We start from the raw sequence: 14,173 nt of genomic DNA on the forward strand, positions 1-14,173 counted from the left end.
CCGGGCTCCCCCGGCAAATAACGCATCAAAAAATGGTGAACGGGGCGATAACCATAAACTTCACGTCGCGCTCATCCTGGAAGATGTTGCCGTAACCGCCGGCATAACTCGGGATATCGGAATGGTTGTCGTACTGAGTGAAGTGCAGTTTGAACATGGTGCCCTTTGCCCGACCATCCTGAACGGTATAGATGGCATCCAGGCTGTAAGCGGACTCTTTCAGACGGTAGTTTGGATCGTAATATGCGTCCGGAGTGGCCATATCGGCGGGTTTCGCATCCCAGGCGTAGGCATAAGACGCGCCGACCGCAAAACCAGGCAGATTCCAGTCTTTCAGGTCATACATCGCGCCGAAGAAAATGGCCTTTTCGCCGTTGGCGTTAAAGTCAGAACGGTTGTCCCACCACACATCCAGACGACCATTAGAGGAAGCATAAGTTGGGGTCATACGTTGCAGGAAGTAGCCCTGTTGCCCATCGGCTTTAACCCATGTGCCTTCAAGGCGGAGATCGACCGGGCCAACTTTATAACCGAAGGTCAATGCCTGCAGCCAGGCGGCGCCATCATAGATATCATTCACGCCCCCATCGCTGACTTTATCGCGGGTGCCGTAGAACTGGTAGCTGGTGGTCAGCGGGTTGCCGACCACATTGAATTTGTAGCTGGCTTTGGCGAAGTACTGATCCACATACCCTTGTGCCTGACCGAATGCAGCTTCCAGAATCAGATCGTTTTTGAAGTCATATTTCGCGCCAACGGAGTGGAGGTAGTCGACTTTGGTCTTTTTATCGTTCTGATAAAATTTGTCCATTTCGATATGCCACGGCGACTTGTACTCGTTGGTCCACATGTATGAGAAGCTCAGCGCCCCCGCGTTGCCGTAATCAAACACCGCGCCTGCTTCCGCCCCCTGGTAAGTCCCTGGCATAAAGCTCCAGTGCGGCGCTAATAATGTTTGCCCTGTAGGCTGAATATAACCGGCCCGCGCCCAAACCGGGCCGTATTTAAATTTCGCAGCGGCTTTATACAAGCTGACCCCGCTCTTATCTCCCGACCAGTCTTCTTTGTAAGCTTTATTGCTGGAAGAGAAAGCAATTTCATTAGGGTGTGCGCTGTCGCCATTTTCCGCCATTTCAATCGCAGTGAAGGCGGCAATATCCAGGCCGAACATATCGGCGGCATAACCCGACTGGAAATCCAGGCTGCCATTCCACGTTGAGTGAGAAAGATTGGTTTTGTATTTGCTATCCAGCACATCTTTACGGTCACGTTCACGCTGCCAGTAATAAATACCGCCTGTGAGCGTGGAATCATCGATAAAGCCTGCTGCATGAACATCTGAAGATGCAACCCAACCCGACATTGCTGTGATACCGGCGATAGCCAGCGCCAGCGTACTGCGTTTGCCACTAAATGTACGCATGTGTGATTCCTTATTGACGAATAGAAAATCGCCGCGATGGCGAGAAAATGAAACACCAATAATTACAGGCAGTTATAAATACCCCCGAAGTAACTACCGTCATAAGAGTATTTTTCGCGACGCGAATTATCAATGTCTTTAAGTGAGCAAAACGCAAGATTATGACGAAGTGCACATAATCAGACGCATTTTGTAACAGAGTGCTTAATTTTTAAGAATGAATAAAAATTACTTATATTTTCAGTAGTTAACTTGAAAATGATAACGTTTACAGCAGCAAAATGGTGTGCTGTTATCTTTTTTCTGATAAATGGAAGGTCAATAAGACGATACATTAATTCGCGACGCGAATGTTAATGAGTGGTAACCAGCTAATCGATAAGCAAAAAAAAACGCCGCTGGACGCGGCGTTTGGAGGGATTGTTCAGGGTTGACCGGATCAGTCGCCGATTTTAGCCCAGGTGTCGCGCAGACCAACGGTACGGTTAAACACCGCTTTGGTAGCGCTTGCATGGCGGCTATCGAGGCAGAAATAGCCCTCACGCTCAAACTGGTAGGCTTTGCCTGCTTCCGCCTCTTTCAGCGAAGGCTCGGCATACCCCTGTTTAATGATCAGCGATTCCGGGTTGATGGTCGCCAGGAAATCTTCCGCAGCGCCCGGGTTCGGAATGCTGAACAAGCGGTCGTACAGACGAATTTCCACCGGCATCGCATGCGGAGCGCTGACCCAGTGGATCACGCCTTTCACTTTGCGGCCGTCTGCCGGATCTTTGCTCAGGGTTTCTGCATCGTATGAACAGAAAATTGTGGTGATATTGCCTTCGGCGTCTTTCTCCACACGCTCTGCTTTGATCACATACGCGTTACGCAGACGAACTTCTTTGCCCAGCACCAGACGCTTGTACTGCTTATTGGCTTCTTCGCGGAAATCTGCGCGATCGATCCAAATCTCTCCGCTGAACGGCACTTCGCGGGTGCCCATTTCCGGTTTGTTCGGATGATTTGGCATGGAGACGATTTCGCTGCCGCCCTGCGGGTAGTTTTCGATAACCAGTTTCACCGGATCGATCACCGCCATCGCGCGCGGGGCGTTTTCATTCAGATCTTCACGAATGCAGGATTCCAGAGACGCCATCTCAATGGTGTTGTCTTGCTTGGTTACGCCGATGCGTTTACAGAACTCACGCACGGAAGCAGCGGTATAACCGCGGCGACGTAAACCGGAAATCGTCGGCATACGCGGATCATCCCAGCCTTCCACGTGCTTGTCGGTCACCAGCAGGTTCAGCTTACGCTTGGACATGACGGTGTACTCCAGATTCAGACGCGAGAACTCATACTGACGCGGGTGAACCGGGATGGTGATGTTGTCCAGAACCCAGTCATACAGACGGCGGTTATCCTGGAATTCCAGCGTACACAGCGAATGGGTGATGCCTTCCAGCGCATCGCTGATGCAGTGGGTAAAGTCGTACATCGGGTAGATGCACCACTTGTTGCCGGTCTGATGGTGTTCGGCAAATTTGATGCGATACAGTACCGGATCGCGCATCACAATAAACGGCGAGGCCATATCGATTTTCGCGCGCAGGCAGGCTTTACCTTCTTCGAAGCCGCCGCTGCGCATTTTTTCGAACAGTGCGAGGTTTTCTTCCACAGTGCGATCGCGGTACGGGCTGTTTTTACCCGGTTGCGTCAGCGTACCGCGGTATTCGCGGATCTCATCGGCAGAGAGTTCATCAACATATGCCAGGCCTTTGTTGATCAGTTCAATCGCATACTGGTGCAATTGATCGAAGTAATCAGAGGAGTAGCAGATATTGCCGGACCAGTGGAAGCCCAACCATTGCACATCGTTTTTGATTGACTCAACGTACTCGATGTCTTCTTTTACCGGGTTAGTGTCATCGAAACGCAGGTTGCACTGGCCCTGATAATCCTGGGCAATACCGAAGTTCAGGCAAATGGATTTTGCGTGGCCAATATGCAGGTAACCATTCGGCTCAGGCGGAAAACGGGTATGGACGGTGGTGTGTTTACCACTGGCCAGATCTTCATCAATGATCTGGCGAATAAAGTTAGTCGGGCGGGCTTCAGCCTCACTCATCACGGGTTCCTCAAAGCGTAAACAACATATAACGGTGCATGATCTAATAAGAGGACGCAGGAAACAACCTTTACTTATACAAATCAGCGATGCCCGCTGGAAATAGCGTCTGCGTAATCCTCCGCATACCGACAGCGCTCCGTTTGCGCAGTCGGCGTAAGGATCAGCGGGCTGCGGATCTCCTCACCATCGCCGCTACGTGGCATATAACCCGGCGCTTCGATACACCAGTGCCAGCGATAAAAATGGGTGCCATGGAGAAAGAAAATACTCTTCTCCCACTGAGATTTTTTTTCGACATGAATATGCCCCTGCGCGTCCGCCTGGAATGATTCCGGCGGCGGGAAATACCCCGGCGGTGAGTGTCCGGTGCGCACCCACAAAGTGGCATTTGGGAGCGACTCACCCTCGCGATTACGCACGTCAATATCGTAACCAGGGCGAATCATTGCATAGCGCGGCAAACAACCGCTCAGCATCAACAGCAAACAGAGAGAAAACAGCATCCGTTTCATCGCACACCTCCATGAAAGCGAGGCACGAGTATGGCACTGATTGGTATTCAGGTAAAAAAAAGCGGCGGGGTTTATATTCCCCCGCCGCTTAAGGCATCAATGCTGACTCAGGAGCAACTACTTGCCTTTAATGTCATACAGAGGCGTCTGACCCGCCACAACGTGACCCTGCGCTTTAACGACCAGACCAGAGAAGTCATCAATATTGCTGACCACAACCGGGCTAATCATCGAACGCGCATTGGCGTTGAGGTATGCCAGATCCATTTCAAGGATCGGCTGACCTGCCGCCACTTCAGCGCCCTCTTCCACCAGGCGGGTAAAGCCCTGGCCACCCAGCGCGACGGTATCAATGCCCATATGAACAACGATCTCCGCGCCTTTTTCTGTTTCCAGGCAGAACGCATGGTTCGTGTTGAAGATTTTTACAATGGTGCCTGCCGCCGGTGAAACCACCACGCTTTCCGTCGGTTTCACCGCCACGCCATCGCCCACCGCTTTGCTGGCAAAGGCTTCATCCGGCACCTGATCCAGCGAGAACAGCTCACCTGTTACCGGCGATACCAACTCAGCGATTGTTGTCGCGTTCGGTACCGCCTGAGGCTTTACCGTAGCCGCCGGAGCCGCATTCGGTGCAGCCTGGCCAGCAGCCGGAACGTCGCCTGCGGAACGCATTGCGTCAGCGATTTTTTCTGCCACAAAGCCAACGATAATCTGTACGCCGGTTTTATTCAGACGGATCACACCTGATGCACCCAGGCGTTTCGCCATGGATTCATTCACCAGCGAAGAGTCTTTCACCGTTAAACGCAGACGCGTAATACAGGCATCAATGCCGGTCAGGTTAGCGGAACCACCGATTGCGGCAATGTACTGACGCGCCAGACCGCTCACATCCTGCTCAGTATTCGCGCTGACATTCACATCCTTACCGTCTGCTTCATCACCCGCAACCGCCAGTTCACGGCCCGGCGTCAACAGGTTGAATTTGGTAATGGTGAAACGGAAGATCGCATAGTAGATAACAAAGAACACCAGACCTTGTGGGATCAGCATCCACCAGTGGGTCGCCAGCGGGTTACGCGACGACAACACCATATCTACCAGACCGGCGCTGAAACCGAAACCTGCAATCCACTGCATACTCGCCGCGATAAATACGGAGATACCGGTTAACACCGCATGGATCACATACAGTACCGGCGCGACGAACATAAAGGAGAATTCCAGCGGCTCAGTAATACCGGTGAAGAAGGCGGCAAATGCGCCCGCCATCATGATACCCAGCACTTTGGCCTTATTTTCCGGACGTGCGCAGTGGTAAATCGCCAGCGCAGCGCCAGGCAGACCGAACATCATGATCGGGAAGAAGCCCGCCTGATAACGCCCGGTCACGCCAACGACGGCTTTACCTGCTTCGATGGATTGTGCGCCACCAAGGAAGTTAGGAATATCATTAATGCCCGCTACGTCGAACCAGAACACAGAGTTCAGCGCGTGATGCAGACCCACCGGGATCAACAAACGGTTGAAGAAGGCATAAACGCCAGCGCCAATGGAGCCGAGTTTCTGGATATGTTCACCAAAGCCCACCAGACCGCTAAACACAACCGGCCAGATGAACATCATGATGAATGCCACCACGATCATCACAAACGAAGTGAGGATCGGTACCAGACGGCGACCGCTGAAGAAAGAAAGCGCTTTTGGCAGCTCCACACTGCTGAAGCGGTTATAGAGTTCAGCAGCAATAATACCGACCAGGATACCCACAAACTGGTTTTTGATTTTGCCGAACGCGGCTGGCACCTGATCCGCCGGGATTTTCTGAATCATGGCGACCGCAGCAGGTGAACAGAGCGTGGTCAACACGAGGAAACCAACAAACCCTGCCAGCGCCGCAGCGCCATCTTTATCTTTAGACATACCGTAAGCGACACCGACCGCAAACAGCACACCCATGTTGTCGATAATGGCGGAGCCGGACTGAATAAAGAACGCCGCCAGCGCGTTTGAACCGCCCCAACCAACCGGGTCAATCCAGTAACCGACCCCCATCAAAATCGCTGCTGCAGGCAGCGTGGCCACGGGCACCATCAGTGCGCGACCAATCTTTTGCAGATAACCTAGAATACTCACTTTTATTCCCCCTATGAACCCGACGAGAGCTCACTGAAACAGTCGTTTTTTATTGTGTAACTAACCTGAAATCACGGCTATTTTCTCACTACACTGCAGAGTGTGTGAAAAATTAATTCGCCTCGCAAATTAAATACGTACTTTTTGTGATAAAAGTCACTAAGTATCGTCAATAACCCTCCTTTTCGCTGGCAAACAATCAAAACTTATTTTAAGATTCAAAATATCAAGACGGATTGCTCCCTTCTCTGTCACGAAACCAGGTTAGGCTTAACGCTGAGCTCGCATGCACTCCGTCACTGTTTTTCATTTAACTTTCAGAGGTGAATAATGAGACTGATTCCACTGGCGACAGCAGAACACGTCGGCAAATGGGCGGCCCGCCATATCGTTAACCGCATTAACGCATTCAAACCTACTGCGGACCGTCCGTTTATTCTTGGTCTACCGACCGGCGGCACCCCTCTCACCGCATACAAAGCGTTAGTTGAAATGCACAAAGCGGGCCAGGTTAGTTTCCAGCACGTTGTCACCTTCAACATGGACGAATATGTCGGCCTGCCGAAAGATCATCCGGAAAGTTACTACAGCTTTATGCACCGCAATTTCTTTGATCACGTTGATATTCCGGCGGAAAACATTAACCTTCTCGATGGCAACGCGCCGGATATTGACGCAGAATGCCGCCGTTACGAAGAAAAGATTCGCGCTTACGGCAAAATTCATCTGTTCATGGGCGGCGTGGGCAACGATGGCCATATCGCCTTTAACGAACCAGCCTCTTCACTGGCATCGCGTACGCGCATTAAAACCCTGACCCATGACACTCGCGTGGCGAACTCACGTTTCTTCGATGGTGATGTTAACCAGGTGCCGAAATATGCGCTGACTGTCGGTGTGGGCACCCTGCTTGATGCAGAAGAAGTGATGATTCTGGTGCTGGGCGGAGTGAAAGCGCAAGCGCTGCAAGCGGCTGTTGAAGGCAACGTTAACCATATGTGGACTATCAGTTGTCTGCAACTGCATCCGAAAGCGGTGATCGTCTGCGACGAACCGTCTACCATGGAACTGAAGGTTAAGACGCTGAAATACTTCAACGAGTTAGAAGCGGAAAACATCAAAGGTCTGTAATTCAGTTTCCGCTCCGTAAGGGAAGCCCTGCGGAGCGGCGCACATTTGTTACCGGGGGTCGTTATGTATGCTTTAACCCATTGCCGGATCTACACCGGCCATGAAATCCTGGATAATCACGCACTGGTGGTCGCCAATGGGCTGATTGATCGTCTTTGCCCGCTGGCCGACTTGCCAGCCGGAATCGAACAACGCTCGTTGAATGGCGCCATGCTTGCCCCCGGTTTTATCGATGTCCAGCTCAACGGCTGCGGCGGCGTACAGTTCAACGATACCGCTGACGCAGTGACCGTGAAAACGCTGGAAATTATGCAAAAGGCCAATGAAAAGTCCGGCTGTACCAGTTACCTGCCAACGCTTATCACCAGCAGTGATGCATTAATGAAACAGGGCGTGCAGGTTATGCGCGACTACCTGGCAAAACACCCGAACCAGGCGCTGGGTCTTCATCTGGAAGGACCGTGGCTGAACATCATCAAAAAAGGCACCCACAACCCTGACTACGTACGTAAGCCGGATGCGGCGTTGGTGGATTTTCTGTGTCAGAACGCCGATGTGATAACCAAGGTCACGCTGGCACCGGAAGTTGCTGGCGAAGCGGTCATTCGCCAGTTGGCTAACGCCGGCATTGTTGTCTCTGCCGGGCATTCGAACGCTACGCTGAAAGAAGCCAAAGCCGGTTTCCGTGCCGGGATCTCGTTTGCCACTCACCTTTATAACGCGATGCCGTACATTACCGGTCGCGAACCGGGACTGGCTGGCGCGGTACTTGATGACGCAGATGTTTATTGCGGCGTTATTGCAGATGGCCTGCATGTCGATTACGTTAATATTCGTAACGCTAAGCGTCTGAAAGGCGACAAACTTTGCCTGGTGACGGACGCAACAGCACCTGCGGGTGCACATATTGACCAGTTCATTTTTGCTGGTAAAACAATATACTACCGTAATGGACTGTGTGTGGATGAAAACGGAACGCTGAGCGGCTCCGCCCTGACGATGATCGAAGGGGTGAGGAATCTGGTGGAACATGTTGGCATCGCGCTGGATGAAGCGCTGCGCATGGCAACCCTCTACCCTGCTCGCGCAATCGGTGTTGCCGCAACGCTTGGCAGCATCGCCGCCGGTAAAGTGGCGAACCTGACGGCATTCACGCACGATTATAAAATCATCAAGACCATCGTTAATGGTAACGAGGTCGTCACTGAGTAAATAAACGGTATGACATCAGGCGGACAAGCTCAAATCGGTAACGTTGACCTCGTTAAACAGCTTAACAGCGCGGCGGTGTACCGCCTGATTGATCAGCATGGACCCATTTCGCGCATACAAATTGCCGAACAGAGCCAGCTTGCACCTGCCAGCGTGACGAAAATCACGCGCCAACTGATTGAACGCGGGCTAATCAAAGAAGTCGATCAGCAGGCCTCTACCGGAGGCCGCCGCGCCATCTCTATTGTCACCGAAACCCGCAATTTTCAGGCGATTGGCGTACGGCTTGGCCGCTACGACACCACCCTGACGCTCTACGATCTGAGCGCCAAAGTGCTGGCGGAAGAGCACTATCCCTTACCGGAGCGTACCCAAGAAACACTGGAACATGCGCTACTCAACACCATCGGTCTGTTTATCGAAAGCTGCCAGCGTAAAATCCGCGAGTTGATTGCCATTTCCGTGATCCTGCCAGGACTGGTGGATCCGGAAAGCGGCGTGATTCGTTATATGCCGCATATTCAGGTAGAGAATTGGGGGTTAGTTGAAGCGCTGGAAAAGCGGTTTAAGCTTACCTGTTTTGTTGGCCACGACATCCGGAGTCTGGCGCTGGCTGAGCACTACTTTGGGGCAAGCCAGGATTGCGAAGACTCCATTCTGGTGCGCGTGCATCGCGGTACGGGCGCGGGGATCATCTCCAACGGGCGCATTTTTATCGGCCGTAACGGCAACGTTGGCGAAATTGGACATATTCAGGTTGAACCGCTCGGTGAGCGCTGCCACTGCGGCAACTTCGGTTGTCTGGAAACCATTGCCGCCAATGCCGCCATTGAACAACGGGTTCGTCATCTGCTGGAACAGGGCTACCAGAGTCGCCTGACGCTGGATGACTGCACCATCAAAGCTATCTGTAAAGCCGCCAACAAAGGCGATGCGCTGGCCTGCGAAGTGATCGAGCACGTCGGTCGCCATCTTGGTAAAACCATTGCCATCGCCATCAACCTCTTCAACCCGCAAAAAGTGGTCATCGCCGGGGAAATCGTCGAAGCAGAGAAGGTGCTGCTGCCTGCCATTGAAGGCTGCATCAACACCCAGGTGTTGAAAGCGTTTCGTAAAAATCTGCCGGTGGTGCGCTCAACGCTGGATCACCGCTCCGCTATTGGCGCATTTGCGCTGGTGAAGCGCGCCATGCTGAACGGTTTGTTGCTGCAACGTTTGCTGGAAAATTAACAACGTTTATAGTTAATACTTATTTTTTCATCCGGACAGTCCATGACCATTCAGAATGTTATCTGTGATATTGACGGCGTGCTGATGCACGATAATGTTGCCGTACCCGGCGCCGCCGAATTTGTAACCCGCATCCTTGAGAAAGGCATGCCGCTGGTACTGCTGACCAACTACCCATCGCAGACTGGTCAGGATCTGGCCAACCGTTTCGCCTCTGCGGGCATTGATGTGCCCGCCAGCGCCTTTTACACCTCAGCAATGGCGACTGCCGATTTTCTTAAGCGTCAGGAAGGGAAGAAAGCCTATGTTGTGGGAGAAGGCGCGCTGATCCACGAACTGTATAAAGCAGGCTTTACCATTACCGACATCAACCCTGATTTTGTTATCGTCGGTGAAACCCGATCCTATAACTGGGAGATGATGCATAAGGCTGCCTTCTTCGTGGCAAACGGTGCGCGGTTTATCGCGACTAACCCGGACACCCACGGTCGCGGCTACTACCCGGCCTGCGGCGCGCTCTGTGCCGGGATTGAAAAAATTTCTGGTCGTCAGCCTTTTTATGTTGGCAAACCCAGCCCGTGGATCATCCGCGCTGCCCTTAACACCATGCAAGCGCACTCAGAGCAAACCGTCATTGTTGGCGATAATCTGCGTACCGATATTCTGGCTGGCTTCCAGGCCGGTCTGGAAACAATCCTGGTGCTCTCCGGCGTATCGCGGCTCGACGATGTCGACAGCATGCCGTTCCGACCTTCGTGGATTTACCCCTCCGTCGCTGAAATCGACGTTATTTGATTATCACCACGTCTTCGGGCGTGGTTTTTTATTTTTACCCTGCCCTAAAACATCACCATTCAATAAAAACTGCATTATTTTGATGATTCATCAATAATGCTGCGCAATACATACTCTTTTTTCAGCATTCAGCAATGGCCATTGCGCTTTTTGATTTATCGACGGTAAAAGGCTTGCGCCGTTTTGCCCTTTGCGGCATTTTTGAAGGCACGCGATAAGACAATGCGATGACGCAGCGTCTGCAACTACACACAACATTGCATGCCCTGAAAGGTTAACGGAGAAGTCTATGTGTTCAATTTTTGGCGTACTGGATATTAAAACCGACGCGGCCGAGTTACGTAAAAAAGCGCTGGAATTATCCCGCCTGATGCGCCACCGCGGCCCTGACTGGTCCGGCGTTTACGCAAGCGATAAGGCCATCCTGGCCCATGAACGTCTCTCTATCGTTGACGTTAACGCCGGTGCTCAACCGCTGTATAACGAGAAAAAAACACATGCACTGGCTGTGAACGGCGAAATCTATAACCACCAGGCGCTGCGCGCAGAATATGGTGACCGCTATGCCTTCCAGACCGGTTCTGATTGCGAAGTGATCCTCGCGCTGTATCAGGAAAAAGGCCCGGACTTCCTCGACGATCTGCAAGGAATGTTCGCTTTCGTGCTGTATGACAGTGAAAAAGACGCCTACCTGATTGGCCGCGACCATATTGGTATTATCCCGCTGTATATGGGCCATGATGAGCACGGCAACTTCTATGTCGCATCCGAAATGAAAGCGTTGGTGCCGGTTTGCCGCACCATTAAAGAGTTCCCGGCAGGTAGCTATCTGTGGAGCAAAGACGGTGAAATCCGCTCCTACTACCAGCGTGACTGGTTTGAATACGACGCCGTAAAAGACAATGTGACAGACAAAGCAGAACTGCGTCAGGCACTGGAAGACGCCGTGAAAAGTCACCTGATGTCAGACGTGCCTTACGGCGTACTGCTTTCAGGTGGTCTGGACTCCTCGGTGATTTCCGCCATTACCAAGAAATTTGCCGCGCGCCGCGTTGAAGATCAGGAGCGTTCGGAAGCCTGGTGGCCGCAACTTCACTCCTTTGCCGTTGGACTGAAAGGTGCGCCGGACCTGAAAGCCGCGCAAGAAGTGGCAAACCATCTTGGTACCGTGCACCATGAAATCCACTTCACCGTGCAGGAAGGTCTGGATGCAATTCGCGACGTGATCTATCACATCGAAACCTATGATGTGACTACTATTCGCGCCTCCACGCCGATGTACCTGATGTCCCGTAAGATCAAAGCAATGGGCATCAAGATGGTACTCTCAGGCGAAGGATCTGATGAAGTGTTTGGCGGTTACCTCTATTTCCATAAAGCGCCGGATGCCAAGGAATTACACGAAGAGACCGTGCGTAAGCTGCAGGCGTTGCATATGTTTGACTGCGCCCGTGCGAACAAAGCAATGTCGGCCTGGGGCGTGGAAGCGCGCGTACCGTTCCTGGATAAGAAATTCCTCGACGTAGCCATGCGCATCAACCCGGAAGATAAGATGTGCGGCAGCAACGGCAAAATGGAAAAACATATCCTGCGTGAATGTTTTGAATCCTACCTGCCGGCAAGCGTGGCATGGCGTCAGAAAGAGCAGTTCTCCGACGGCGTAGGCTATAGCTGGATTGATACGCTGAAAGAGGTAGCGGCGCAGCAGGTGACGGATCAACAACTGGCCACCGCCAGCTACCGTTTCCCGTACAACACACCAGCATCGAAAGAAGCCTATCTGTACCGTGAAATCTTTGAAGAGCTGTTCCCGGTACCGAGCGCCGCAGAATGCGTACCTGGCGGCCCGTCTGTCGCCTGCTCTTCCGCGAAAGCATTTGAGTGGGACGAAGCGTTTAAAACCATGAACGATCCATCAGGTCGCGCTGTCGGTATTCATCAATCCGCGTATTAATAAGTCATGGTTATTCTTACAGGTCCTGCGGGGCCTGTATTTTTTTGTCTCTCTGATTTAACGCATAAAATCGAATTTTGCCGAATAAAGCGTCATGCTGTTCGCAACCTAACCAAACAGTCACATTCCGGCAATTTTCGATGAAAAAGGTATTGACGCTGTAAGGCCCAATACGCATAATGCGCCCCGCAACGCCGATAAGGTAACGCGAAAAAAGATGGCTACGTAGCTCAGCTGGTTAGAGCACAGCACTCATAATGCTGGGGTCACAGGTTCGATTCCCGTCGTAGCCACCATCTTTTTTGCGGGAGTGGCGAAATTGGTAGACGCACCAGATTTAGGTTCTGGCGCCGCAAGGTGTGCGAGTTCAAGTCTCGCCTCCCGCACCATTCCCAGACAGGTGTTGCACGGATGGGGTATCGCCAAGCGGTAAGGCACCGGTTTTTGATACCGGCATTCCCTGGTTCGAATCCAGGTACCCCAGCCATCTCTTCTTCGACTCCTGCGTTCATTCGCGTCAGTCGTTGGGGTATCGCCAAGCGGTAAGGCACCGGTTTTTGATACCGGCATTCCCTGGTTCGAATCCAGGTACCCCAGCCAGTCGATGACTGGGTAAGCAGTAAAATTTGGCTACGTAGCTCAGCTGGTTAGAGCACAGCACTCATAATGCTGGGGTCACAGGTTCGATTCCCGTCGTAGCCACCATATTAAAGATCTGACGTTATCAGAAACGTTAAATCTTAAAGCGTGTTGTTGGGGTATCGCCAAGCGGTAAGGCAGTGGATTCTGATTCCACCATCCCGAGGTTCGAATCCTCGTACCCCAGCCATCTTAAAAGACGTTTGCTTTTGCGAACGCACTTTTGGGGTATCGCCAAGCGGTAAGGCAGTGGATTCTGATTCCACCATTCCGAGGTTCGAATCCTCGTACCCCAGCCACACAATGCAAAAAAGCTCGCTTCGGCGGGCTTTTTTGTTTTCTGCACATCCCCGGATGTTGGTAGTTAATTACTGCATAAAACGTATGGTAATTTAGCCACCTCTCTCTTCTGAGTCAGCATGATGAACTATCAAAATACTGCCTTGTTAATTTATGCCCCGCTGTATGTGCTCTTTGTGGTCACCGGTTTCGGCCTTGCTTTTATGGGCCTCTCCGCGCCGATCTTCTATGGCCTTTGTATGGGGTTGATCTTCCCGGTTGTCCTCTCCATGCGTCTGCATACGCTGAGCGAAAGCGGCCAGGCCCTGCTGTTGAAGGAGACCACTCACTGGACGGTGTACGTACAGGGCATTCCGGTGCAGGAAACACGTTCATCGCTGAAAAATCCCTGCTTCTCTACACCACAGCGGCTTCAGCAATTCTTTAGGCGGACACTGTTCGCCAGACTCGCTCTGCAAGTTGCATCAGTGGCGATGCTGGTGCAACAGGTCAGTGCAAACCCGCTCTCCATTGACTATGGGGCGGCGGCCTTCGTGGCGCTGATTATTCTGCTGGTGCCACTTTACCGCACGGTGCTGCTGATGCGCAAAGTGCACATTGGCGAATGGGCGCTACAACGGGTTGACGGGGTGGAGGGATATCAGGCCTTTTTTATCGACAAAAAAGGCGCGCGCACCGCACTGGATAGGTTGTTGGCTATTATGTGAGTACGGTGGGCGCAGCGCCCA

At 52.2% G+C, this 14,173-nt stretch carries 10 protein-coding genes and 7 tRNA genes; 13 read left to right on the forward strand and 4 right to left on the reverse strand.

What is annotated here, in order from left to right:
• Window positions 1-25: 25 nt before the first annotated feature.
• The 4 genes from chiP to nagE all read right to left on the reverse strand — a co-directional run bounded on the left by chiP (window position 26) and on the right by nagE (window position 6,184).
• The gene (gene chiP, locus O9K67_RS17335; protein WP_061494466.1) at window positions 26-1,423 is read right to left on the reverse strand and encodes a chitoporin ChiP; all 1,398 of its coding nucleotides are present in this window, start codon (window positions 1,421-1,423) and stop codon (window positions 26-28) included.
• Window positions 1,424-1,862: 439 nt separating this feature from the next.
• Window positions 1,863-3,530 carry a glutamine--tRNA ligase gene (gene glnS / locus O9K67_RS17340; RefSeq protein WP_061494465.1) on the reverse strand — a complete coding sequence of 556 codons (1,668 nt, stop codon included), beginning with the start codon at window positions 3,528-3,530 and terminating at the stop codon, window positions 1,863-1,865.
• Between the two features lie 83 nt (window positions 3,531-3,613).
• Complete coding sequence (locus O9K67_RS17345) at window positions 3,614-4,045, reverse strand: hypothetical protein (protein WP_061494464.1); 432 nt, start codon at window positions 4,043-4,045, stop codon at window positions 3,614-3,616.
• A gap of 117 nt (window positions 4,046-4,162) precedes the next feature.
• On the reverse strand, window positions 4,163-6,184 hold the full coding sequence (nagE, locus tag O9K67_RS17350; RefSeq protein ID WP_071889945.1) for an N-acetylglucosamine-specific PTS transporter subunit IIBC: 2,022 nt from the start codon (window positions 6,182-6,184) through the stop codon (window positions 4,163-4,165).
• Window positions 6,185-6,514: 330 nt separating this feature from the next.
• On the opposite strand from nagE, the gene nagB reads away from it, so the two are divergent.
• The 13 genes from nagB (at window position 6,515) to O9K67_RS17415 (ending at window position 14,152) form a co-directional block, all read left to right on the forward strand.
• On the forward strand, window positions 6,515-7,315 hold the full coding sequence (gene nagB, locus O9K67_RS17355) for a glucosamine-6-phosphate deaminase (protein ID WP_061494463.1): 801 nt from the start codon (window positions 6,515-6,517) through the stop codon (window positions 7,313-7,315).
• A gap of 63 nt (window positions 7,316-7,378) precedes the next feature.
• Window positions 7,379-8,527, forward strand: coding sequence for an N-acetylglucosamine-6-phosphate deacetylase (gene nagA / locus O9K67_RS17360; RefSeq protein ID WP_061494462.1), 1,149 nt, complete (start codon window positions 7,379-7,381; stop codon window positions 8,525-8,527).
• 9 nt (window positions 8,528-8,536) lie between these two features.
• Complete coding sequence (gene nagC, locus O9K67_RS17365) at window positions 8,537-9,757, forward strand: DNA-binding transcriptional regulator NagC (RefSeq protein WP_061494461.1); 1,221 nt, start codon at window positions 8,537-8,539, stop codon at window positions 9,755-9,757.
• A gap of 42 nt (window positions 9,758-9,799) precedes the next feature.
• Window positions 9,800-10,552 (forward strand): HAD-IIA family hydrolase, encoded by a 753-nt coding sequence (locus O9K67_RS17370; RefSeq protein ID WP_061494460.1) that lies wholly within the window; start codon window positions 9,800-9,802, stop codon window positions 10,550-10,552.
• Between the two features lie 289 nt (window positions 10,553-10,841).
• On the forward strand, window positions 10,842-12,506 hold the full coding sequence (gene asnB / locus O9K67_RS17375; RefSeq protein ID WP_061494459.1) for an asparagine synthase B: 1,665 nt from the start codon (window positions 10,842-10,844) through the stop codon (window positions 12,504-12,506).
• A 219-nt stretch (window positions 12,507-12,725) separates the two neighbouring features.
• Window positions 12,726-12,802, forward strand: a tRNA-Met gene (locus O9K67_RS17380).
• Window positions 12,803-12,810: 8 nt separating this feature from the next.
• Window positions 12,811-12,895, forward strand: a tRNA-Leu gene (locus O9K67_RS17385).
• 23 nt (window positions 12,896-12,918) lie between these two features.
• Window positions 12,919-12,993, forward strand: a tRNA-Gln gene (locus O9K67_RS17390).
• Window positions 12,994-13,031: 38 nt separating this feature from the next.
• Window positions 13,032-13,106: transfer RNA gene (locus tag O9K67_RS17395), tRNA-Gln, on the forward strand.
• Between the two features lie 28 nt (window positions 13,107-13,134).
• Window positions 13,135-13,211: transfer RNA gene (locus O9K67_RS17400), tRNA-Met, on the forward strand.
• A 49-nt stretch (window positions 13,212-13,260) separates the two neighbouring features.
• Window positions 13,261-13,335 (forward strand) — tRNA-Gln (locus tag O9K67_RS17405).
• A 34-nt stretch (window positions 13,336-13,369) separates the two neighbouring features.
• Window positions 13,370-13,444, forward strand: a tRNA-Gln gene (locus O9K67_RS17410).
• A gap of 120 nt (window positions 13,445-13,564) precedes the next feature.
• Entirely contained in the window at window positions 13,565-14,152 is a 588-nt protein-coding gene (locus O9K67_RS17415) for a hypothetical protein (RefSeq protein WP_061494458.1), read from the forward strand.
• Window positions 14,153-14,173: the final 21 nt, after the last annotated feature.

It is taken from the genome of Kosakonia oryzendophytica, assembly GCF_027886705.1.
Taxonomy (GTDB): domain Bacteria; phylum Pseudomonadota; class Gammaproteobacteria; order Enterobacterales; family Enterobacteriaceae; genus Kosakonia; species Kosakonia oryzendophytica.